General features: G+C 70.9%; 21 protein-coding genes. 16 read left to right on the top strand and 5 right to left on the bottom strand.

Features of this window, described 5'->3' with window-relative positions:
• Positions 1-201: 201 nt before the first annotated feature.
• From gatC to LWP59_RS07295, 4 genes are all read left to right on the top strand, one after another.
• A complete protein-coding gene (gene gatC, locus LWP59_RS07280) occupies positions 202-501 on the top strand; it encodes an Asp-tRNA(Asn)/Glu-tRNA(Gln) amidotransferase subunit GatC (protein ID WP_144640909.1) in 300 nt (99 codons plus the stop codon).
• On the top strand, positions 498-1991 hold the full coding sequence (gene gatA / locus LWP59_RS07285) for an Asp-tRNA(Asn)/Glu-tRNA(Gln) amidotransferase subunit GatA (protein WP_144640907.1): 1494 nt from the start codon (positions 498-500) through the stop codon (positions 1989-1991). The genes gatC and gatA overlap by 4 nt, the downstream gene beginning before the upstream one ends.
• Positions 1988-3493, top strand: coding sequence for an Asp-tRNA(Asn)/Glu-tRNA(Gln) amidotransferase subunit GatB (gene gatB / locus LWP59_RS07290; RefSeq protein ID WP_144640904.1), 1506 nt, complete (start codon positions 1988-1990; stop codon positions 3491-3493). Before gatA ends, gatB begins: the two co-directional genes overlap by 4 nt.
• A gap of 358 nt (positions 3494-3851) precedes the next feature.
• A complete protein-coding gene (locus LWP59_RS07295) occupies positions 3852-4322 on the top strand; it encodes a hypothetical protein (RefSeq protein WP_229857816.1) in 471 nt (156 codons plus the stop codon).
• A 97-nt stretch (positions 4323-4419) separates the two neighbouring features.
• On the opposite strand, the gene LWP59_RS07300 is transcribed toward LWP59_RS07295, so the two are convergent.
• On the bottom strand, positions 4420-5616 hold the full coding sequence (locus LWP59_RS07300; protein ID WP_144640901.1) for a PQQ-dependent sugar dehydrogenase: 1197 nt from the start codon (positions 5614-5616) through the stop codon (positions 4420-4422).
• A gap of 95 nt (positions 5617-5711) precedes the next feature.
• Between LWP59_RS07300 and LWP59_RS07305 the strand changes: the two genes are divergently transcribed.
• Positions 5712-6626, top strand: a complete 915-nt coding sequence (locus LWP59_RS07305) for a 2-hydroxyacid dehydrogenase (RefSeq protein WP_144640898.1) — start codon at positions 5712-5714, stop codon at positions 6624-6626.
• A 48-nt stretch (positions 6627-6674) separates the two neighbouring features.
• Positions 6675-7307, top strand: a complete 633-nt coding sequence (locus LWP59_RS07310) for a DoxX family protein (protein ID WP_373299669.1) — start codon at positions 6675-6677, stop codon at positions 7305-7307.
• On the opposite strand, the gene LWP59_RS07315 is transcribed toward LWP59_RS07310, so the two are convergent.
• Together LWP59_RS07315 and ilvD are read right to left on the bottom strand one after the other, a co-directional pair.
• Complete coding sequence (locus LWP59_RS07315; RefSeq protein WP_144640895.1) at positions 7304-7831, bottom strand: hypothetical protein; 528 nt, start codon at positions 7829-7831, stop codon at positions 7304-7306. The genes LWP59_RS07310 and LWP59_RS07315 overlap by 4 nt on opposite strands.
• A gap of 73 nt (positions 7832-7904) precedes the next feature.
• Positions 7905-9749: a dihydroxy-acid dehydratase gene (gene ilvD / locus LWP59_RS07320; protein ID WP_144640892.1), complete on the bottom strand. Its 1845-nt coding sequence runs from the start codon at positions 9747-9749 to the stop codon at positions 7905-7907.
• A gap of 236 nt (positions 9750-9985) precedes the next feature.
• Between ilvD and LWP59_RS07325 the strand changes: the two genes are divergently transcribed.
• The 5 genes from LWP59_RS07325 (at position 9986) to LWP59_RS07345 (ending at position 14664) form a co-directional block, all read left to right on the top strand.
• Positions 9986-11608: a purine-cytosine permease family protein gene (locus tag LWP59_RS07325; protein ID WP_229857814.1), complete on the top strand. Its 1623-nt coding sequence runs from the start codon at positions 9986-9988 to the stop codon at positions 11606-11608.
• Complete coding sequence (locus LWP59_RS07330; protein WP_144641068.1) at positions 11608-12201, top strand: cysteine hydrolase family protein; 594 nt, start codon at positions 11608-11610, stop codon at positions 12199-12201. Before LWP59_RS07325 ends, LWP59_RS07330 begins: the two co-directional genes overlap by 1 nt.
• Positions 12202-12275: 74 nt before the next feature.
• On the top strand, positions 12276-13010 hold the full coding sequence (locus tag LWP59_RS07335; protein ID WP_229857812.1) for a GntR family transcriptional regulator: 735 nt from the start codon (positions 12276-12278) through the stop codon (positions 13008-13010).
• On the top strand, positions 13007-14425 hold the full coding sequence (locus LWP59_RS07340; RefSeq protein ID WP_144640886.1) for an amidase: 1419 nt from the start codon (positions 13007-13009) through the stop codon (positions 14423-14425). The genes LWP59_RS07335 and LWP59_RS07340 overlap by 4 nt, the downstream gene beginning before the upstream one ends.
• A gap of 8 nt (positions 14426-14433) precedes the next feature.
• Positions 14434-14664 (top strand): hypothetical protein, encoded by a 231-nt coding sequence (locus LWP59_RS07345; RefSeq protein WP_144640883.1) that lies wholly within the window; start codon positions 14434-14436, stop codon positions 14662-14664.
• Here LWP59_RS07345 and LWP59_RS07350 read toward each other — a convergent pair.
• Complete coding sequence (locus tag LWP59_RS07350; protein ID WP_229857810.1) at positions 14621-15088, bottom strand: PH domain-containing protein; 468 nt, start codon at positions 15086-15088, stop codon at positions 14621-14623. The genes LWP59_RS07345 and LWP59_RS07350 overlap by 44 nt on opposite strands.
• A 298-nt stretch (positions 15089-15386) precedes the next feature.
• Between LWP59_RS07350 and LWP59_RS07355 the strand changes: the two genes are divergently transcribed.
• The 4 genes from LWP59_RS07355 (at position 15387) to LWP59_RS07370 (ending at position 19158) form a co-directional block, all read left to right on the top strand.
• Positions 15387-17252: an acetolactate synthase large subunit gene (locus tag LWP59_RS07355; protein WP_191334836.1), complete on the top strand. Its 1866-nt coding sequence runs from the start codon at positions 15387-15389 to the stop codon at positions 17250-17252.
• On the top strand, positions 17249-17755 hold the full coding sequence (gene ilvN / locus LWP59_RS07360; RefSeq protein WP_144645357.1) for an acetolactate synthase small subunit: 507 nt from the start codon (positions 17249-17251) through the stop codon (positions 17753-17755). The genes LWP59_RS07355 and ilvN overlap by 4 nt, the downstream gene beginning before the upstream one ends.
• Before the next feature lie 31 nt (positions 17756-17786).
• On the top strand, positions 17787-18800 hold the full coding sequence (gene ilvC, locus LWP59_RS07365) for a ketol-acid reductoisomerase (RefSeq protein ID WP_144645359.1): 1014 nt from the start codon (positions 17787-17789) through the stop codon (positions 18798-18800).
• Positions 18801-18882: 82 nt separating this feature from the next.
• On the top strand, positions 18883-19158 hold the full coding sequence (locus LWP59_RS07370) for a DUF397 domain-containing protein (RefSeq protein ID WP_144645361.1): 276 nt from the start codon (positions 18883-18885) through the stop codon (positions 19156-19158).
• Between the two features lie 384 nt (positions 19159-19542).
• Here the strand turns inward: LWP59_RS07370 and LWP59_RS07375 are convergent, their stop codons facing one another.
• On the bottom strand, positions 19543-20520 hold the full coding sequence (locus LWP59_RS07375; RefSeq protein ID WP_186383608.1) for a helix-turn-helix transcriptional regulator: 978 nt from the start codon (positions 20518-20520) through the stop codon (positions 19543-19545).
• Positions 20521-20632: 112 nt separating this feature from the next.
• Between LWP59_RS07375 and LWP59_RS07380 the strand changes: the two genes are divergently transcribed.
• The gene (locus tag LWP59_RS07380) at positions 20633-21037 is read left to right on the top strand and encodes a VOC family protein (RefSeq protein WP_144645363.1); all 405 of its coding nucleotides are present in this window, start codon (positions 20633-20635) and stop codon (positions 21035-21037) included.
• Positions 21038-21155: the final 118 nt, after the last annotated feature.

The raw sequence follows: 21155 nt of genomic DNA on the forward strand, positions 1-21155 counted from the left end.
CTGTGCGCTCCCGCCTTGCCGGGAAGCGCATGCCGGCCGCTGATTGTGACAGACCGAGCGTCCCACCGGGAGTCACTGTCCGCGTACCGAGACCGTTCCGCGTGCAAGCTGTGCATAACCCAGTCGAGCCGGTCAGGGCGCTCGCCATAGACTTGCGGGTGCCGAAACCCCAACGATCAGCACCCCCCGGGAGAAGCCCGCGTGCCCAACATTTCCCGTGACGAGGTCGCGCATCTCGCCAAACTCGCACATCTGGCGGTGACCGCCGAGGAACTCGACGTCTTCGCAGGTCAGCTGGACCAGATCCTCGACTCGGTCGCCAAGGTCGGCGAGGTCGCGGGCGAGGACATCCCGCCCACCTCGCACGCCGTGCCGCTGACCAACGTCTTCCGCGAAGACGTCGAGCGCCCGGGGCTGACGCAGCAGCAGGCGCTCGCGAGCGCGCCCGCCGCCGAAGAGGGCCGGTTCCGCGTGCCGCGGATCCTGGGGGAGGAACAGTGACCGAGTTAACAAGGCTGACGGCCGCCGAGCTGGCCGAGAAGATCGCCGCCGGCGAGGTGTCGGCGGTCGAGGTCACCCAGGCGCACCTGGACCGGATCTCGCAGGTGGACGACTTCGTGCACGCCTTCCTGCACGTGGACGCCGAGGGCGCGCTCGCCGCGGCCAAGGCCGTCGACGAGGCGGACCAGCGGGCCTCCGCGCTCGCCGGCGTGCCGCTCGCGCTCAAGGACGTCCTGACCACCAAGGGCATCCCGACGACCTGCGGGTCGCGGACCCTCGAGGGCTGGATCCCGCCGTACGACGCGACGGTCACCCGGCGGCTGCGCGAGGCGGGCATCCCGATCCTCGGCAAGACCAACATGGACGAGTTCGCGATGGGCTCGTCCACCGAGAACTCCGCCTACGGCCCGACGCACAACCCGTGGGACCACGGCCGGATCCCCGGCGGTTCGGGCGGTGGCTCGTCGGCTTCGCTGGCCGCGTTCGAGGCGCCGCTGGCGATCGGCACGGACACCGGCGGCTCGATCCGCCAGCCCGGCGCCGTCACCGGCACCGTCGGCGTGAAGCCCACCTACGGCGGGGTCTCCCGCTACGGGCTGGTGGCGTTCTCGTCGTCGCTCGACCAGGCGGGCCCGTGTGCCCGCACGGTGCTCGACGCCGCGCTGCTGCACGAGGTCATCGCCGGGCACGACCCGATGGACTCCACCTCGATCGACGCGCCGGTGCCGCCGGTCGTCGCGGCCGCCCGCGAGGGCCTGCGCGGCGACCTCAAGGGCGTCAAGGTCGGCGTGGTCAAGGAGTTCAGCGGCGAGGGCTACCAGGCGGGCGTGCAGCGCTCGTTCGAGGCGGCCGTCGACCAGCTGCGCGCGCTGGGCGCCGAGGTCGTCGAGGTGTCCTGCCCGCACTTCGTCTACGCGCTGCCCGCGTACTACCTGATCGCGCCGAGCGAGGCGTCCTCGAACCTCGCCCGGTTCGACGCGATGCGCTACGGCCTGCGGGTGTCCGACGACGGCTCCCACAGCGCCGAAGAGGTCATGGCGCTCACGCGTGAGAAGGGCTTCGGCGCCGAGGTCAAACGCCGCATCATGCTCGGCACGTACGCGCTGTCGTCGGGTTACTACGACGCCTACTACGGCTCGGCGCAGAAGGTTCGCACGCTCATCACGCGGGACTTCGACGCGGCGTTCGAGAAGGTCGACGTGCTGGTCTCGCCGACCACGCCCACCACGGCCTTCAAGCTCGGCGAGCGCGTCGACGACCCGATGGCGATGTACCTGGCCGACCTGTGCACCATCCCGTCCAACCTGGCCGGCAACGCGGCCATGAGCGTCCCCAGTGGACTGTCCGATGAGGACGGTATGCCGGTGGGGCTGCAGATCATGGCACCCGCGCTGGCCGACGACCGGCTCTACCGGATCGGCGCGGCCTACGAGGTCGCGCGCGGTTCGTTCATCGAGCGGGTTCCGGAGCTGAAGGGAGTGTCGGCATGACCGCCGTCGCCGACCTGATGGACTACGCCGAGGTCGTCGAGCGGTACGACCCGGTGCTCGGGCTCGAGGTGCACGTCGAGCTCAACACGAACACGAAGATGTTCTGCGGCTGCGGAAACGTCTTCGGCGGCGAGCCGAACACGCACGTCTGCCCGACCTGCCTCGGCATGCCCGGCGCGCTGCCGACGCTCAACGGCAAGGCCGTGGAGTCGGCCATCCGGATCGGGCTCGCGCTCAACTGCGAGATCGCCGAGTGGTGCCGGTTCGCCCGGAAGAACTACTTCTACCCGGACATGCCGAAGAACTTCCAGACCTCGCAGTACGACGAGCCGATCGCGTTCAACGGCTACCTCGACGTGACGCTGGACGACGGCGAGATCGTGCGGGTCGAGATCGAGCGCGCGCACATGGAGGAGGACACCGGCAAGTCGCTCCACGTGGGGGGCGCGACCGGTCGTATCCATGGCGCCGAGTACTCGCTGCTGGACTACAACCGCGCGGGCGTGCCGCTGATCGAGATCGTCACCAAGCCCATCGTCGGCACCGGGCCCCGGGCGCCCGAGGTGGCGCGCGCGTACGTGAACACGCTGCGGGACCTGCTGCGCGCGCTCGACGTGTCCGACGTGCGGATGGACCAGGGCTCGCTGCGCTGCGACGCGAACGTGTCGCTGATGGACAAGGGTGCGACGGAGTTCGGCACGCGCACCGAGACGAAGAACGTCAACTCGTTGCGCAGCGTCGAGCGGGCCGTGCGGTACGAGATGACGCGGCAGGCCGCGGTGCTCGCCGGTGGGGGCACGATCAAGCAGGAGACGCGGCACTTCCAGGAGGCCGACGGCACCACGTCGTCCGGTCGCACCAAGGAGACCGCGGAGGACTACCGGTACTTCCCGGAGCCCGACCTGGTGCCGATCGCCCCGGCGCGCGAGTGGGTCGAGGACCTGCGCAAGACGCTGCCGGAGAAGCCGGCGGACCGGCGCAAGCGCATCCAGACCGAGTGGGATCTGACGGCCGAGGAGCTGCGCGACCTGTTCAACTCGGGTGCGGTGGAGCTGGTCGAGGCGACGGTCGCGGCGGGCGCGAAGCCCGGCGAGGCGCGCGGCTGGTGGGTGAACTTCCTGGCCCAGGAGGCGAACGCGCGCGAGGTCGAGCTGACCGAGCTGGGCATCACGCCGGCGCAGGTGGCGCGGGTGACCGAGCTGGTGGGCTCGGGCGAGCTGACCAACAAGCTCGCGCGTGAGGTCGTCAAGGGCGTGCTGGCGGGCGAGGGTGAGCCGGACGAGGTCGTGGAGAAGCGGGGCCTGAAGGTCGTCTCGGACGACTCGGCGCTGCTCGCCGCGGTGGACGAGGCACTGGCCGCGCAGCCGGACATCGCGGACAAGATCCGCGGCGGCAAGGTCCAGGCCGCGGGCGCGATCGTCGGCGCGGTCATGAAGGCCACGAAGGGCCAAGCCGATGCGAAGCGCGTGCGGGAGCTGATCATCGAGCGGGTCGGCGGCTGAGTTGGCCCGCTGGGGGCGCCCGGGAGCCCGGGCCGGCGCGGACCACTCCGGCGGCCCGTCCGCCTCGGAGGTGGCTGGTTCGGAGGTGGCTGACTCGACTGCAGTCGGTCCGGGCGGTTCGGCAGGTTCGGCCCCGGCTGAGACGCGCGGTTCGGCGAGTTCGGTGCCGAGCGGTTCGAGCGGTTCGATACCGTCGGCTCGCGCCGTCGGCCCAAAGCGCTCCGGTGGTTCGAAGCGGTCCGGTGGTCCGGCGCCGTCGGGTCGCGCCGTCGGCCCAAGGCGGTCGGGCGGTTCGGCGCGGTCGCGTGGCGGTGCCGGTTCGGGGAGTGCGGCCGAGGGCGGCTTCTCACTGGCCCGGGTGTCGTGGCGGGAGTGGGTCGCGCTCGCGGCGGGGCTCATCGCCGTGGGGGCGCTGTTCCTGCCGTGGACGAACCTGTCCGCGACCCGGCAGGACGTCGAAGAGGCGCTGAACGACCTTCCGGCGAGCGAGGTCGCGCGGGACGCCTTCACGACCGGCTTCCTCGCCTGGTCGGGCCCGGTGCTGCTGGCGCTCGTGGGCGTGGCGGTGGTGCTGTTCGGTCAGCGGCCGAAGGTCCGGATCAGCGGCCTGCCGCACCTGTGGCTGATCGGCGTGACGGTGGCCGTGGTGCTGATGCTGCTGGCGTGGCTGGGCATCGGCTGGCAGTTCAGCGCGGACGTGCGCGACTTCCTCCGCGAGGAGGGCGGCGTCGGCTTCTACGGCGGGATCGGGCGTTACCTGGCCCTGCTGTGCGGCCTGGCCTCCCTGGTCGCGGCGGTGCTGGACGTCCGCTCCCTGCGGCGTCGCTGACCTCGAACCTGACGGCCGCCACACGCCGACGAGCCACCACCCGGCGCGGAGTCACACCCGAGCGGAGAAACCACCCGCTCGAACCCCCGGGCAGGCCTCAGTCCTTGCCGTTCCCACCGCCGGAGTTCGGCTGCAGCTGGATGATCACCACGCGGTCGTCGCTGGAAACCGGGGTGCCGCCGTCCTTGTTGACGGTGCCCACGACGGCGTACTGGGTGTTCACCGGGTCCATCCCGCCGTACCGGCCGTACCCCGTCCCGTTCTTGCCGTCCATCATCGCCTTCGGCTGGCCCCCCACCGAACCGTCCAGCGTGATCGGTACCTGCTGCATGTTGCCGGCCACCGAGGTCGCGATCATCAGCGACTCGCCGGTGTCCGCGCACCCCGCCAGGCCCGGCCTGTCCGGCCAGCTCCACGCCGGCGCCGCAAGCGAGGTGCCCGCGTTCACCCGGTACAGCGCATCCGCCGTGGCACCCTCGTCCGTCACCCACACCCGGCCGGCGTCGGCCGACTTGCACAGCCCGCCCGGCGAGTGCAGCCCGCTCGCGAACACCCGCGAACCCGCCGTCGGGTTGCCCGTGGCCGCGTTCCCCGCGGTGTCGATCCGCAGCACCTTCCCCGCCAGCGAGTTCGGGTCGGCCGCCGCCGCGGGGTTGCCCGCGTCACCGGTCGCGACGAGGAGCGTGCCGTTGCCGAACGCGGTGATGGCGCCGCGGTTGTCCGTCGGGCCCTTCGGGATGCCGGTCAGGATCGGCTTCGCCTGCTGACCCTTGGTGAACCGGACCACGCGGTTGTCCGTCGGCGTCGTGATGTAGGCGAAGACCAGCTGGTCCTCCGCGTACGACGGCGACAGCGCGAGGCCGGTCAGCCCGCCGTCCCCCGACGCGTCCACGCTCAGCTTGATCAGCTCCGTTGCCGCCGCGCCCCCGGTGACCTGCAGGACCCGGCCGCTCTTGCGCTCACCCGCGAGCGCGGCGGGGGCCGCGTCCGAACCCGGCAGCGCCGCGACCGCGGCCACCGTGTCCAGACAGGTCGCGATGACCGCCTTGTCGAAGTCGGTGCACCCCTGCGGCGGCGGGACGGACGTCTGCGGCGCGCTGGGCCTGGTCGTCCCGTCACCGCCGGAGTTGCCGTCGAGCTCGGGCAGCTCGGGCTGCGGAGCGGCGGGCGCGGTGAGATCCGGCGCGGGCTCGAACGTCTGCCCGGACGCCCGGTCGTCGAAGCTCGCGCAGCCCGCCAGCACGACGCCGCAGGCCGCGACCAGCCACGGAGCCCGTCCCCACCGAATGCGCATAGACCTCAAGCCTAGGCGGGCGTGCGTGAGTCACCCGTAAGTGCCCACCCACCGCCCGCACCGGAGCCGGTGCGCATCCGATTAGATTTTCCGGTATGACGCTCACGGTGCTGGTTCCCAGCGACGACGGAGTCCGGGCGCTCGCCGAGATCCCGGACGTGAAGGCGGTGCGCTACACGCCGGGCGAACCACTGCCCCTGGAGGCCGCCCAGGCCGAGGTCCTGATCCCTGGCACGCACCGGGGAGACGACCGTGCCGCGCTGCTCGGGCGACTGCCCAACCTCAAGCTCGTCCAGCTGCTGTCCGCGGGCGCGGAGGACTGGGTCGGCGCGGTGCCCGAAGGCGTGCTGCTCTCCACCTGCCGTGGCGCGCACGGAGGCAGTACGGCCGAATGGGTGGTCGCGGTCCTCCTTTCGATCCATCGCGAGCTCGGCTCGTTCGCCGCCGACCAGGCCGCCGGACGGTGGCAACGGCGCGGCACCGACACGCTGCAGGGCAAGCGGGTGCTGATCGTGGGCGCCGGCGACCTGGGCCACCAGCTGCGCCGCAGGCTGGAGCCGTTCGACGCGGCGGTGACGATGGTCGGCATGCGCGCCCGCGACGACGTCCACTCGGTCGACGAGCTGCCCTGCCTGCTCGGCGAGCACGACATCGTGGTGCTGATGGTGCCGCTGACCTCCCGTACCCACGGGATGGTCGACGCCGCCTTCCTCGCCCGGATGGCCGACGGCGCGGTGCTGGTGAACGCCGCCCGCGGCCCGATCGTGCAGACCGAAGCCCTGCTCACGGAGCTGACCTCCGGCCGGCTGCGCGCCGCGCTCGACGTCACCGACCCCGAGCCGCTGCCCGCCGGGCATCCACTGTGGACGGCGCCGAACCTGCTGCTGACCCCGCACGTCGCGGGCACGGTGCGGGACGCGTCGCTGCGGTCCTACGCTGTCGCGGCCGCGGAAATCGCGCGGTACTCCGGTGGCGAACTGCCGCACAATCTGGTGCACGGCGAATATTGAGCGCGGAAACTGTTCACTCGACGGGGGTAGTGCTCTACTCTGCGCGGCGTGACAACCCAAAGTGATGACTACGGTCGGCACAACCTGTTCCAGGATTCCGGCTATTTCGAGGGCGCGGATGACGACACCAGGCTGCCCGATCCCGAAGATCGCCTCGGGTACGACGAGGACAGATCGCCGCAGTGGCACGGTGGGCTGAGCTTCGGGCTGCTCATCCTGCGCCTCGTCCTCGGCGGGACGCTGGGCGCGCACGGCCTGCAGAAGGTGTTCGGCCTGTTCGGCGGCCCGGGGATCGGCGAGTTCTCCCGCATCCTCGGCGACCAGGGCTACACCAGCCAGCTCAGCACGCTGTCCTGGGTCGGCGGGATCACCGAGATCGCCGGGGGAGCGCTGCTGATCCTCGGCCTGTTCACCCCCGCCGCCGCGGCGGCGCTGCTCGCGGTCACTGCGAACGCGGTCTACCTCAAGTACCAGGCGGGGTTCTTCCTCGGCGAGGGCAACGGCTTCGAGTACCACCTCGTGCTTGCCGGCATGGCGCTGGCGCTGCTGTTCACCGGCCCCGGCGGCATCTCGGTCGACACGAACACGCCGTGGCGCCGCCGCCCGGTGCCGTACGGCATCGTCGGGCTGGTGCTGGCGGCCGGGGTGGTGGTGGCGGTGACCCTGCTCTTCCGCCGCTAGGAAAGGTGGTCCCCGGCCAGTTCGCGGACCTGGTCGGCAAGAGACCGCACCGCCGGCTCGGACAGTGCCGCGGCCTCGGCGAGGCCGACGACGTCCCGCAGCCAGTCGCCGGTCGCGGTCGCCGGCGCGCCGACCCGCGCGAAGCCGCGGTCGAGCAGGCCCCTGGCGTTCGCGGGCTGGTTCCGGCGAACCGCTTTCACCGCCGCCACCGCGTTGGCCAGCGCGCTCGCGGCGGGCGACCACTCGCCGTGGCCGGGCACGTCCGGGCCGGGTGGCGCCGAGACGATCTCCAGGTCGAGCCGCCAGAACAGCGGCAGGTCGCGGAACCAGAAGAACAGCAGCCGCCGGGCGCCGGAGTCACGGGTGTCCGGATCGACGCGCACGGACGTGACCGGCCACGCCCGGGAGACGACGCTCGCGACCTCCCGCGTGGCGGTGCCGAAGCTTTCGCCCGGCACCGTCCACGCGAGGTCGATGTCGCTGTAGGCGTCCGCCGCGCCCGAGGCCAGCGAGCCGCGAAGCACGGCCCGTGGACCCGGGCAGGCGGCGGACAGCCTTCCGAGCAGCTCCCGCGCGAGCGAGTCGCGCCGGGCCGGGTCAGCGGTTGACGTCGCGGACCGCGCCCGTGTCGGCCGAAGTGGCCATCCGGGCGTAGGCGCGCAGCGCCGCGGTGACCGGGCGCTGCCGGTCCACCGGCTGCCACGGCCGCTCGCCGGCGTCCATCTTCGCGCGGCGCTCGGCGAGCACCTCGTCGTCCACCAGCAGTTCGAGCTTGCGCTCGTGCACGTCGATCAGCACCTGGTCGCCGTCCTGGACGAGGCCGATGACCCCGCCCGAGGCCGCCTCCGGGGAGATGTGGCCGACCGAGATGCCGGACGAGCCACCGGAGAAGCGGCCGTCGGTGATCAGCGCGCACTTCTTGCCGAGGCCCGCGCCCTTGAGGAACGCCGTCGGGTGCAGCATCTCCTGCATGCCCGGCCCGCCGGCGGGACCTTCGTAGCGGATCACCAGGACGTCGCCGGGCTGGACCTTCTTGCCCAGGATCGCCGAGACGGCGTCCTCCTGGCTCTCCAGCACGCGCGCCGGGCCCTGGAACCGCCAGAGCGACTCGTCGATGCCCGCGGCCTTGATCACCGCACCGTTCTCGGCCAGGTTGCCGCGCAGGATCGCGAGCCCGCCGTCCTTGGTGTAGGCGTGCTCGATGTCGCGGATGCAGCCACCCTCGGCGTCGGTGTCCAAAGAGGACCAGCGGTTCTCGGTCGAGAACGCCTCGGTGGTGCGCACCCCGCCGGGCGCCGCGTGGAACAGCTCGACCGCGTCCGGGGACGGCGAGGCGGCGCGGATGTCCCAAGTGGACAGCCACTGCTCGAGCGAAGGGGAGTGCACCGAGTGGACTTCGGTGTTGAGCAGGCCCGCCCGGAACAGCTCGCCGAGGATCGCGGGGATGCCGCCGGCGCGGTGCACGTCCTCCATGTGGTAGTCGGAGTTCGGCGCGACCTTCGACAGGCACGGCACGCGACGGCCGATGGCGTCGATGTCGGCGATCGTGAAGTCGACCTCGCCCTCCTGCGCGGCGGCGAGGACGTGCAGCACGGTGTTGGTCGAGCCGCCCATCGCCATGTCGAGCGCCATCGCGTTCTCGAACGCGGCCTTGGTCGCGACGGACCGCGGCAGCACGCTCTCGTCGTCCTCGCCGTACCAGCGCTTGCACAGCTCGACCACGGTGCGGCCCGCGCCGGAGAACAGCGCGCGGCGGGCGGCGTGGGTGGCGAGCGTGGACCCGTTGCCCGGCAGGGAGAGCCCGAGCGCCTCGGTGAGGCAGTTCATCGAGTTCGCGGTGAACATGCCCGAGCAGGAGCCACAGGTCGGGCAGGCCGACCGCTCCACAATGGACAGCCCGTCCTCGTCGACCTCGGGGCTCGCCGAGGCGGAGATCGCGGTGATCAGGTCGGTCGGCGCCTGGGCGACCCCGCCGACGACGACCGCCTTGCCGGCCTCCATCGGGCCGCCGGAGACGAACACCGTCGGGATGTTCAGCCGCATCGCGGCGTTGAGCATGCCCGGGGTGATCTTGTCGCAGTTGGAGATGCACACGAGCGCGTCGGCCTGGTGCGCGTTGACCATGTACTCGACGGAGTCGGCGATGATCTCGCGCGAGGGCAGCGAGTAGAGCATGCCGCTGTGCCCCATGGCGATCCCGTCGTCCACCGCGATCGTGTGGAACTCGCGGGCGACGCCGCCGGCCTCGGCCACCGCCTCGGCGACGATCTCGCCGAGGTTCTTGAGGTGTACGTGGCCCGGCACGAACTGGGTGTAGGAGTTGGCGATCGCCACGATCGGCTTGCCGAAGTCGCTGTCGGTCATGCCGGTGGCCCGCCAGAGGGAACGGGCGCCCGCGGCGTTGCGGCCGTGGGTGGTGGTTCGGGAGCGCAGAGCAGGCATGACCTCGAGGTTACGCCCGCGCCGATCATCGCCCGCACGCGGCGGCCCAACGTCGGTGCGCACCGGCGGAATCGCGACCGGAATGTGGGAAGCCGCAGGTCAAGCACCGTGCGGGACAACGGGAAAACGGCGTAACCGGGCGCACCGAAGTGGATACGCACCCGCAATACGGCGCTGGCAGTTTTCGCTCATCTCGAGCGAAGGGATCAAGAATGGGCCTCGCTGACAATCCGCAAATGGAAGACTACTCACTGCGCTACACGCCCGCCGCGTTCCGCAAGTGGTCGCCCTGGATGGTCTTCCTCTCCTGCCTCGTCGGCATTTCCGCGATGGCGGGCTACGCGCTGGACGCGGCGTTCGTGAACGCCTTCGGGTTCGCCAACGCGCTCGTCGGCTTCGCGGTCGCCGCCGCGGTGACATTGCCGCTCACGCTGGTGATCGCGTTCGCCATCGCCCGCAAGCACGTCGACGTCGACCTGCTCACCCGCGGGTCGGGGTTCGGCTACCTCGGCTCCACCCTCACGTCGCTGGTCTACGCGACCTACACACTGATCTTCCTCGCCTACGAGGGCGCGATCATGGCACAGGCGGTGACCGCGCTGACGGGGCTGGACATCCACCTGTCCTACGTCGTGGTGTCCGCGGTGATGATCCCGCTGACGCTGTACGGGATGTCGTTCAGCGCGAAGTTCCAGGCCTGGACCTGGCCGATCTGGATCGCGCTGATCGGGCTCGCCCTCGGCACCGCCGCGACCGCGCCGGCCGCCGGGCACAACATGGTCCACCCGGCGACGGTGTCGCCGGGTGGCCTGGCCGGGCTGACCGTGCTCGCCGTGTTCACGATCGCCGCCGCGCAGCTGTCGCTGGCCACCCAGGTGGGGGAGCAGGGCGACTACCTGCGCCTGATGCCGGACCCGGACCGGCGCAACCGCGGCCGCTGGCGGCTCGCGGTGATCATGGGCGGCCCCGGGTTCGCGTTGTTCGCGGTCGGCATCTTCTTCGCCTCGACGCTGCTGGTCGGCTACGCCTCGACGAAGGTCGACGCGGCGCACGTCGGCGTGCCGGTGGACCTGTTCACCGCGGTCTACGAGCGGCTGACCGGCAACCACACGGTCGCGCTGATCCTCGCCGGGGTCCTCGTGCTGCTGTCCCAGATCAAGATCAACATCATGAACACCTACTCGGGCTCGCTGTCCTGGTCGAACTTCTTCTCGCGGCTGCTGCACCGCCACCCCGGCCGCGCGGCCTGGGTGTTCCTGCAGGTCGGGCTGTCCCTGGTGCTGATGGAGATCGACATCTTCGACCACATCGTCGAGGTGCTCGCCTGGTACTCCAACATCGGCGTCGCCTGGATCGCCGCGATGGTCGCGGACCTGGTGATCAACAAGAGGTGGCTCAAGCTCGCCCCGCCGGAGCTGGTGTTCCACCGGGCGCACCTGTACAACGTCAACCCGGTCGGCTTCGGCTCGATGATCGTCGCCGGGGCGCTGTCGATGGTCGCCTACTACGGCGCGTTCGGTGCGACCGCCGCCGCGCTCTCGCCGTTCATCGCGCTGGCCGTCGCCGTTGTCCTGCCGCCGATCGTCGCGGTGCTGACCTCCGGGCGCTGGTACATCGCGCGGCTGTCCGAGCTGCCGCAGAACGACGGCGAGCTGCCGTGCTCGGTCTGCAAGGGCAGCTACGACGTGCTCGACATGGCGACCTGCCCGCACCACGGCGGCACCATCTGCTCGCTCTGCTGCTCGACCGAGGGCGCCTGCCACGACGCCTGCAAGTCCAACGCCTGGCGCCCGCCCAAGGGCGCGACGCCGCTCGGCATGCCGAAGTTCGCCCCTGTCAAGGAACTGGAGATCGCGTGATGAAGGCCCTGCTCGTCGTCGACATGCAGAACGGTTTCTGCCATCCGGACGGCTCACTGCCCAAGCTCGGCGCCGCGCTCGCCGGCGTCGACGCGGCGGTGTCCAACACCGCCGTCGCCGTGGCGCACGCGCGGGCCACCGGGATGCCGGTGGTGTTCACCCGCCACGTCTACCGGCCCGGCTTCTACGACGAGGGGCCGTGGCTCGCCGGGCGCAGCCCCGGCCTCGCCGCCGTCGGCGGGCTGCTCGCGGGCAGCTGGGACGGCGACGTCGTCGACGGGCTCGGCCGTCGCGAGGACGACCTCGTGGTCGACAAGTGCCGGCTCGACGCGTTCCAGTGGACCTCGCTCGAACCACTGCTGCGCGGGCTCGCCGTCACCGAGCTGGTGGCGTGCGGGGTGGTCACGAACTTCTGCGTCGAGACCACCGTGCGCTCCGCGATCATGCGGGACTTCGAGGTCACCCTGCTCGAAGACTGTTGTGCCGCACAGACTCCGCGGCTGCACGAGGTGGGCGTCGAGGTGATGCGGGACTGCGGGTTCGCGACCGTCACGTCCGTCGCCGAGTTCGCCGGGGTCGCGGTGGCGGCATGATCGCGCTGGCAAGTAACACCGAGGTCATCCACCGGAGACCGGTGGGCAACGGCCGCTACCTACCGTCCCGGAGGATGAGACCCGTATCCCAGCAGCGAGTGCACGAGGTGCGCCGCCTGCGGGACATGCTGCGCGGGGCCGTGCAGGGCGGGCACTACCCAGGCGGCCACCTGCCCAGCGAGGCCGAGCTGATGGCGTCGCACCGCGCTTCGCGGGCGACCGTGCGCGAGGCGCTGGCGCTGCTGCGCGCGGAAGGCCTCATCGAACGCACGCAGGGGATCGGCACGCACACCGCGGTCAAGCCGGTGAAGACATCCCTGCCGGAGGCGCACGGGGTGATCAAGCCGGCCCGGAACAGCCTGCTGAACCAGCGGATGCGCCCGCGCGAGCTGGACCGGTCGATCGTGCCCGCACCCGCGACCGTGGCCGGACGGCTCGGCGTCGCCGCCGCGACCCCGTGCCTGCGGCTGGAGTACCTGGCGCTGCACGACGAGGAGCCGATCGCGGTCGCCACCAACTACGTGCTCTTCCCCGAGGCCGGTCTGCTGCTGGACACGCCGTTCGTCTCCGACTGGTACCGGCTGCTCGACGACGCCGGCGTGGAGCTGTCGGACTCGGAGTTCATCTTCGACGGCGAACTGGCCGACGCACCGCTGGCGTCGGTGCTCGCCGTGCGCGAGGGCGCACCGCTGATCCTGATGGAACAGCTCATCTACGACCACGCCGGGCGCCCGTTCGACCTGGCCTTCATCCACACCCGCGGCGAACGGTTCCGGTTCGTCTCGCGCGGCCACAAGGAGTTGTCATGACCGAGCTTCCCCAGACCCTCACCGACGCCGCCAAGGCACTGCGCGAAGGCACCGTCACCTCCGTCGCGCTCACCGAGGCCGCGATCGCGGCTGCCGACGCCCAGGACGCGGCGATCGGGACCTACCTCGCCCGCTTCGACGAGTACGCGCTCGAACGCGCCGCGACCGCCGACGCCGAGCTGGCGCGCGGCGAGGACCGCGGCCCGCTGCACGGAATTCCCTTCGGCGTGAAGGACATCCTCGCGATGGCCGAGGGGCCGACGACCGCGCAGAGCCTGATCCTCGACCGCACCTGGGGCGCGGGCAGGGACGCGCCCGTGGTGTCCAGGGTGAAGGCCGCGGGCGCGGTGATCACCGGCAAGACCACGACGATGGAGTTCGCCTGCGGGATGCCCGACGCGGCCAAGCCGTTCCCCATCCCGCGCAACCCGTGGAACCCCGGGACGTGGACCGGCGGTTCCAGCTCGGGCACCGGCAGCGGGGTCGCCGCCGGCATGTTCCTGGCGGGCCTCGGCACCGACACCGGCGGCAGCATCCGCATCCCGGCGGCGTTCTGCGGGGTGAGCGGGCTGATGCCCACGTTCGGCCGGGTGCCGAAGTCCGGTTGCGTGCCGCTGGGCTACAGCCTCGACCACATCGGGCCGCTGGCCCGCAGTGCCCGTGACTGCGCGGCGGTCCTCGAGGTACTCGCCGGGCCGCATGCGAGCGACCCGGACTGCGTGGACGCGCCGTTCACCGCGCCGGAGTTCACCGGCGACCTGAGCGGGCTGCGGGTCGGCGTCGTGCGCGAGCACCACTTCCCCGAGGGCAGCGACCCCGCGCTGGCGGCCACGTTCGACGCCGCGGCCGCGGTACTCGCCGAGCAGGGGGCGACGGTCGTGGAGGTCACGCTGCCCTACTGGCAGGAGATGATCACCGCGGACCTGGTCACCATGGGCTGCGAGGCCCTTGCCTACCACCGCGCCGACCTGACCGGCCGCTGGACCGACTACTTCGTCGGGACACGCGCGATGATGGCGACCGGCGCGATGGTCTCCGGGGCCGACTACGTGCAAGCGCAACGGGTCCGGCGCGTCGCGCAGGACGCCGTCGCGGCGCTGTTCGAGACGGTGGACGTGATCGCGTGCCCGACGGCGTCGACGGGCGCGCCGGAGATCGAGGACCTCGCCGGACCCGACGGGCAACCCGACGTCGGCGCGATGTTCGAGACGGTCCACACGCCGTACTGGGACAGCGTCGGCAACCCGGTGCTCGCGGTGCCGATGGGCTTCACCGCCGGCGGGATGCCGCTTTCGCTGCAGCTGGCCGGGCCCGCGTTCGGGGAGGCGGCGATCCTGCGCGCGGGCGAGGCCTTCCAGCAGAGCACCGACTGGCACCTGCGAGTGCCCGAACCCGCCATCCGCGCCGCCGCCTGAGGAGAGTCATGACCGACGTACTGAAGAACCTGCTCGCCGCCGCCGGGCTGCCCGCCTCCGACTCGGAGACCGCGGCCTACCTGGCGGGCTACGAAGCACAACGCATCGCCGTGGACGCGCTGTACGAAGTCCCGGCCGCCCGCTACGCGGACCCGGCGCTGCGCTTCCGCGCCGGCGCCCGGATCACGGACTGGGCTACTCCTCCGGCTGCTTCTCCTGCTGTTTCACCGGAGCCGTGATGAGGTCGTCGACCAACCCGGTCGGGTCCTCGAGCCTGCCCCCGGAGACCAGGGCCAGCACGGGCAGGTGACGCGTGCGGACCGACGGCAGCGGGATCGTGCTGTCGTCGGTCAGCACCGCGCGCACCTTGGCGCGCTTGCTGATCGACAACCCCTTCAACGCCTCCCACGGCAGGTCGCGGTGGCCGAACACGGTGCGCACGGCCAGCCCCTCCGGCGTCGCGACGGTCCTGGCCCGCACCACGTAGACGATGAGCGCCAGCGGGATCACGTAGAGCGCCCACAACCCGGGCACGTCGGCGAACGCGGTGGGCGCGAGGCACACCATCAGGCCGAAGATGGCGAGCAGGGCGATCAGGGGGACGCGGAACGTCGCCTTCCTGCGCTTCCGGACGGGCTGCGTCGGCTCGGCTGTTTCGGACACCGTCAAATGGTGCACCGCGGGCGCGGGGCGTTGGAAGCCAGGGCCTCCAACCATAGGAACGCCCAGTATCCGGGATCACGATCCCGCAGAGTTGACACTCCTCGCGGCGAACCGTTAACGTCGGAGCCGTGAAACCGCAGACCGGTCTTGTACTTCCCGAGCGCGTCGACGCTTAGGGAAAATCCGCTGCGTCGACGCGCGACCCTCGTGCGACCACTTCTGGTCGGCGGGGGTTTTTTGTTGCCCACCCTGGTTTACCCGAACGAGTGACACCAACGAGACCGACGAGGCAGAACTGATGACAAGCGCCACCTCGCGTCCGGAAGCGAAAGCCGGCTCCGCCCCGGCCCCCGCGTCCCCCGCCCAGCTCGGGGCCCGCCCCAAGCCCACCCCGCCCGCCGGCACGCCGGTCCGGGTCACGGGCGCGCAGTCGCTCGTCCGGGCGCTCGAGGCGGTAGGCGCGGAGGTCGTGTTCGGTATTCCGGGTGGCACCATTCTTCCCGCGTACGACCCGCTCCTGGACTCGACGAAGGTGCGGCACGTGCTCGTCCGGCACGAGCAGGGCGCCGGGCACGCGGCGACGGGGTACGCGCAGGCGACGGGCAAGGTCGGCGTGTGCATGGCGACCTCGGGCCCGGGTGCGACGAACCTGGTCACCCCGCTCGCCGACGCGAACATGGACTCGGTGCCGGTCGTCGCGATCACCGGGCAGCAGACCCGGCCGCTGATCGGCACGGACGCCTTCCAGGAAGCCGACATCTGCGGCATCACGATGCCGATCACCAAGCACAACTTCCTCGTCAAGGACCCGATCGACATCCCGCGGGTCATCGCGGAGGCGTTCCACCTGGCCTCGACCGGCCGTCCCGGCCCGGTGCTGGTGGACATCCCGAAGGACGTGCTGCAGGAGCAGACCTCGTTCTCGTGGCCGCCGGAGATGCGGCTGCCCGGCTACCGGCCGACGCTGCGCCCGCACGGCAAGCAGGTGCGCGAGGCGGCGCGGCTGATCGCGCAGGCCCGCCGTCCGGTGCTCTACGTCGGCGGCGGCGTGATCAAGGCGGAGGCCTCGGCGCAGCTGAAGCAGCTCGCGGAGCTGACCGGCATCCCGGTGGTGACGACGCTGATGGCGCGCGGCGCGTTCCCCGACTCGCACCCGCAGCACCTGGGCATGCCCGGCATGCACGGCTCGGTGGCGGCGGTCGCGGCGATGCAGCGCGCGGACCTGCTCGTGGCGCTGGGCGCCCGCTTCGACGACCGCGTCACCGGGCGGCTGGACTCGTTCGCGCCCGACGCGACCATCGTGCACGCCGACATCGACCCGGCGGAGATCTCCAAGAACCGCAAGGCGGACGTGCCGATCGTGGGCGACTGCGCGGAGATCATCACCGAGCTGACCGACGCGGTGCGGACCGAGACCGACCGGACGGGCGAGCCGGACCTGACGGCCTGGTGGACCCAGATCAAGGCGTGGCTCGAGACCTTCCCGGCCGGCTACGAGTGGCCCCCGGACGGCACGCTGTCGCCGCAGTACGTGATCGAGCGGATCGGCGCGCTGGTGGGCCCGGACGCGGTGTACGCGGCGGGGGTCGGCCAGCACCAGATGTGGGCCGCGCAGTTCGTCAAGTACGAGAACCCACGCACCTGGATCAACTCCGGCGGTCTCGGCACGATGGGCTACGCCGTGCCCGCCGCGATGGGCGCCAAGTTCGGCATGCCGGACAAGCAGGTGTGGGCCATCGACGGGGACGGCTGCTTCCAGATGACCAACCAGGAGCTGGCCACCTGCGCGATCGAGGGCGCGCCCATCAAGGTCGCCGTGATCAACAACGGCAACCTCGGCATGGTCCGGCAGTGGCAGAACCTGTTCTACGCCGAGCGCTACTCCAACACCGACCTCGGTACCCACAAGCACCGCATCCCGGACTTCACGCTGCTGGCCGAGGCGCTCGGCTGCGCCGGCCTGCGCTGCGAGACCAGGGAGGAGGTCGACGAGGTCATCCGGCGGGCGATGGACATCAACGACCGCCCCGTCGTGATCGACTTCGTGGTGGGGAAGGATGCCCAGGTGTGGCCGATGGTCGGCCCGGGCGCCGGCAACGACGAGGTCATGGCGGCGCGGGGCATCCGGCCGCTGTTCGAAGAGGACGAGGTGACACCGCAGTGAGTACCCATACGCTGAGCGTGTTGGTGGAGAATGTGCCCGGGGTGCTCGCACGGGTCGCCGGACTGTTCTCCCGCCGCGGCTTCAACATCGAGTCCCTCGCTGTCGGGCCCACGGAGAACCCCGAGGTGTCCCGGATGACGATCGTGGTCGCCGTTGAGGAGCTACCGCTCGAACAGGTGACCAAGCAGCTCAACAAGCTCGTGAACGTCATCAAGATCGTGGAGCTCGAGCAGGCCGTGTCCGTGCAGCGCGAACTGCTGCTGGTCAAGGTCCGCGCGGACGCCACCGTGCGCAGCCAGGTGCTCGAGACCGTGCAGCTCTTCCGCGCGAAGGTGGTCGACGTCTCGCCCGAGGCGCTGACGATCGAGGCCACGGGCACCGGTGACAAGCTCTCTGCCCTTTTGCGCATGCTGGAGCCGTACGGGGTGCGGGAGATCGTGCAGTCCGGCATGGTCGCCGTGGGTCGTGGCGCGCGATCGATCACCGCCACCTCGCCTCGCTAAGAGAAAAACCGAAAGGAAAGTAGTCCCCCTCATGTCAGTCGAAATCTTCTACGACGACGACGCCGATCTCAGCATCATCCAGGGTCGCAAGGTCGCCGTGATCGGGTACGGCAGCCAGGGCCACGCGCACGCGCTGAGCCTGCGCGACTCCGGGGTCGATGTGCGCATCGGTCTGCCGGAGGGGTCGAAGTCACGCGCCAAGGCCGAGGAGGAGGGCCTGCGGGTGCTCACCCCGGCGGAGGCCTCCAAGGAGGCCGACCTGATCATGATCCTGGCGCCGGACACCAAGCAGCGCTTCATCTACGCCGAGGACATCGAGCCGAACCTCAAGGACGGCGACGCGATCTTCTTCGGGCACGGGTTCAACATCCACTTCGACCTGATCAAGGCGCCCGCCAACGTGGACGTCGCGATGGTCGCCCCGAAGGGCCCCGGCCACCTCGTGCGCCGTCAGTTCGTGGACGGCAAGGGCGTACCGTGCCTGATCGCGATCGAGCAGGACCCGACGGGCGGCGCGCAGGCGCTGGCGCTGTCCTACGCCGCCGCCATCGGCGGCGCGCGGGCGGGCGTCATCAAGACCACCTTCAAGGAGGAGACCGAGACCGACCTGTTCGGTGAGCAGTCGGTGCTCTGCGGTGGTACCTCCGCGCTGGTCCAGACCGGCTTCGAGGTGCTGACCGAGGCGGGCTACGCCCCGGAGATGGCCTACTTCGAGGTGCTGCACGAGCTCAAGCTCATCGTCGACCTCATGTACGAGGGTGGCATCGCCCGGATGAGGTATTCCATCTCGGACACCGCCGAGTACGGCGACCTCACCCGTGGCCCGCGCGTGATCTCGCCCGCGGTCAAGGAGGAGATGCGCAAGATCCTGGGCGAGATCCAGGACGGCACCTTCGCCCGCGAATGGGTCGCCGAGGACGAGGCCGGCCGGCCGAACTTCCGCAAGCTGCAGGAGGCCGGCGAGCGGCACCCGCTCGAGGAGACCGGTGCGAAGCTGCGCGGCCTGATGTCCTGGGTGGACCGGCCGATCACCGAGACCGCCTGATATTTCCGGTTCCACCGCCACCTTCACGGGATTTCATCCCGTGAAGGTGGCGTTTTTCGCAGCGCGAGCTACCGTGTGCGCCATGAGTGATCAACGCAGCACTCACGTCGACGACAAGGCCGGCGTTCGACAGGTGCTCGATCTGGAAAGCGCGCGGTGGCAACGAGCCGAGCCACCGGGGAAGACCATTCCGGACGCGATCGAGGTCGCGTTCGTGCCGCACACCGACGGTAAGACCTACACGGCACTGCGTTCGTCGTCCGAACCGGACGGGACGGTCCTGGTCTTCACGCCGTCCGAATGGGACGCCTTCGTCGCCGGCGCCCGGGACGGCGAGTTCGACCTGCCGGAGAACTAGCGCGGGCCACGGGCCAGCGGCTCGGCGGCGCACGGCCGTGGCGGACTTTCCGCTGGTACCTCGGTCGGACGCATTACTCGGGCTTCTGCTGGGCCTGCACCGAGCAGGACTTGGTGAGCTACGAGTCCAGGCTGGCTCGGCCAGCAAATGTAGTGCTTTCCGCACCGATCGGCACGTTTTCGGATGGCTTGAGCAGCCACTGGGCATTGGCTCGAATGTGGCGGAGGCCAGTTGCGCCGGTAGCGGGCGCTGCACGCAGCCGCTCGAGTTCGGCGAGGATCTCCGATGGGCCGGGATCGATCGCGGCAGCCGGTCCACGCGATAGGCCGGCAGGCCGTCGAATTTCCCGGCGTGTGCGGCAGCCAGGGCGCGACTTGTGGGTGATCAGTCTCCCTGTCGCGCGTCGGCGTGGCCGGCGAGCCGGCTGGCCAGTGCTCGCACCAGGTCGCGGAGGGTGTCGGGCCGCTCGACGACGAACGGTCGATCGATCGCGGCGAGCAGGGGTGGTATCCAGTCGAGTCGTTGTGCCCGTATCCGGACCCGCACCCAAGGAGTGTCGAGGTCGATCTCCTCCAGCGAGGCGACGGCCGGCGGGAAGACGGAGCGGATCTGTTCGGGCGTCGATCGAATCCGCACGGACACCTCGTGCTGGTACGGCGTCTCGGCGATGGCGGTCAGCACCCGCTGGGCTGGGTCGAATCCGACTGGTACGGCGAACGTTCCGGCACGCATCTCGACGCCTCTGATCCGGTCGACGCGGAACGTGCGCACCTGCCCGCTGGCGGAGTCGAAGCCGGTCAGATACCACCGCCCGGAGTGCGCCACCACCCCGTACGGATGGACGACGCGTTCGCTGGCACCCCCGTGGGCGGCGATGTAAGCGAGTTCGACCGGGCGACGATCCCGCGCCGCCTCCGCGACGGTGAGCAGGACCTCGGCCTCCGCCGTGAGCGCCGATCGCGCGGGCGCGGTGAAGTCGGCGATCTCCAGCAGCGCGTCGAGCCGGCGGCCAAGCGCTTCGGGCAGCACTCGACGGACTTTCGCGACAGCGCTCTCGGCGGCCGCGACCGAGGTGGTGATCAGCCCGGCGCGCCGGCCCGCGACCAGACCGAGCAGGACGGCGAGTGCCTCCTCGTCGGTGAGCATCAGCGGGGGCATCCGGTAGCCCGGGGACAGGCGGTACCCGCCGTGCCGCCCGCGCACCGAGCGGACCGGGATGTCCAGGTCGAGGAGGTGGCCGACGTAGCGGCGGACGGTGCGCTCGTCCACGTCGAGTCGCTCGGCGAGCTCGGCGACGGTCCGGGTTCCTCCGCGCTGGAGGATCTCCAGCAAGGCCAGTACACGGGCGATCGGCCGAGTCACCCACAGGATCCTCCCAATACCGGGCGGATCCTGTCCACTATTGCCTCTAGCGTGTCCGGTGTCCCCCGGAGGACGGGGTCAGAACCGTCCTCCAGCGCAGAGAGGATCCACCGTGCAGCTTGTCTCTGTCCGCGTCATCACCAACGACGTCGCCCGTCTTGTCGAGTTCTACGAGCAGGTGACCGGCCTCGAGGCTCGGCGGCCCGCCGAGCAGTTCGCCGAGCTCGTGGGCCCATCGTGCACGTTGGCCATCGGCAGTGCCGAGACGATGGCGCTGTTCAGTGCCGGGGCCGCCGTACCCGAGTCGAACCGGACCGCGATCCTCGAGTTCCTCGTCGAGGACGTCGACCGGGAGTACGAACGGCTGACGAGCCTGGCTGTCGCCCCCGAGATCGTGCAGAAGCCGACCACGATGCCGTGGGGAAACCGCTCCCTGCTGTTCCGCGACCCCGACGGTAACCTGGTCAACTTCTTCACCCCGCTCACCGACGAGGCCCGCGCGAGGCTCGCCCGCTGACGACGGTCGGTCTCGCCGAAGCGGTGACGGCTACACCCCTGAGATTCAAAGGCGAGCGACATTGTGGCTTTCGAGATCAGTGACGCCCCGTCCGCGGACCGACCGGTACCACCGGCGG

Origin of the sequence: Amycolatopsis acidiphila, assembly GCF_021391495.1 — a bacterium.
GTDB lineage: Bacteria > Actinomycetota > Actinomycetes > Mycobacteriales > Pseudonocardiaceae > Amycolatopsis_E > Amycolatopsis_E acidiphila.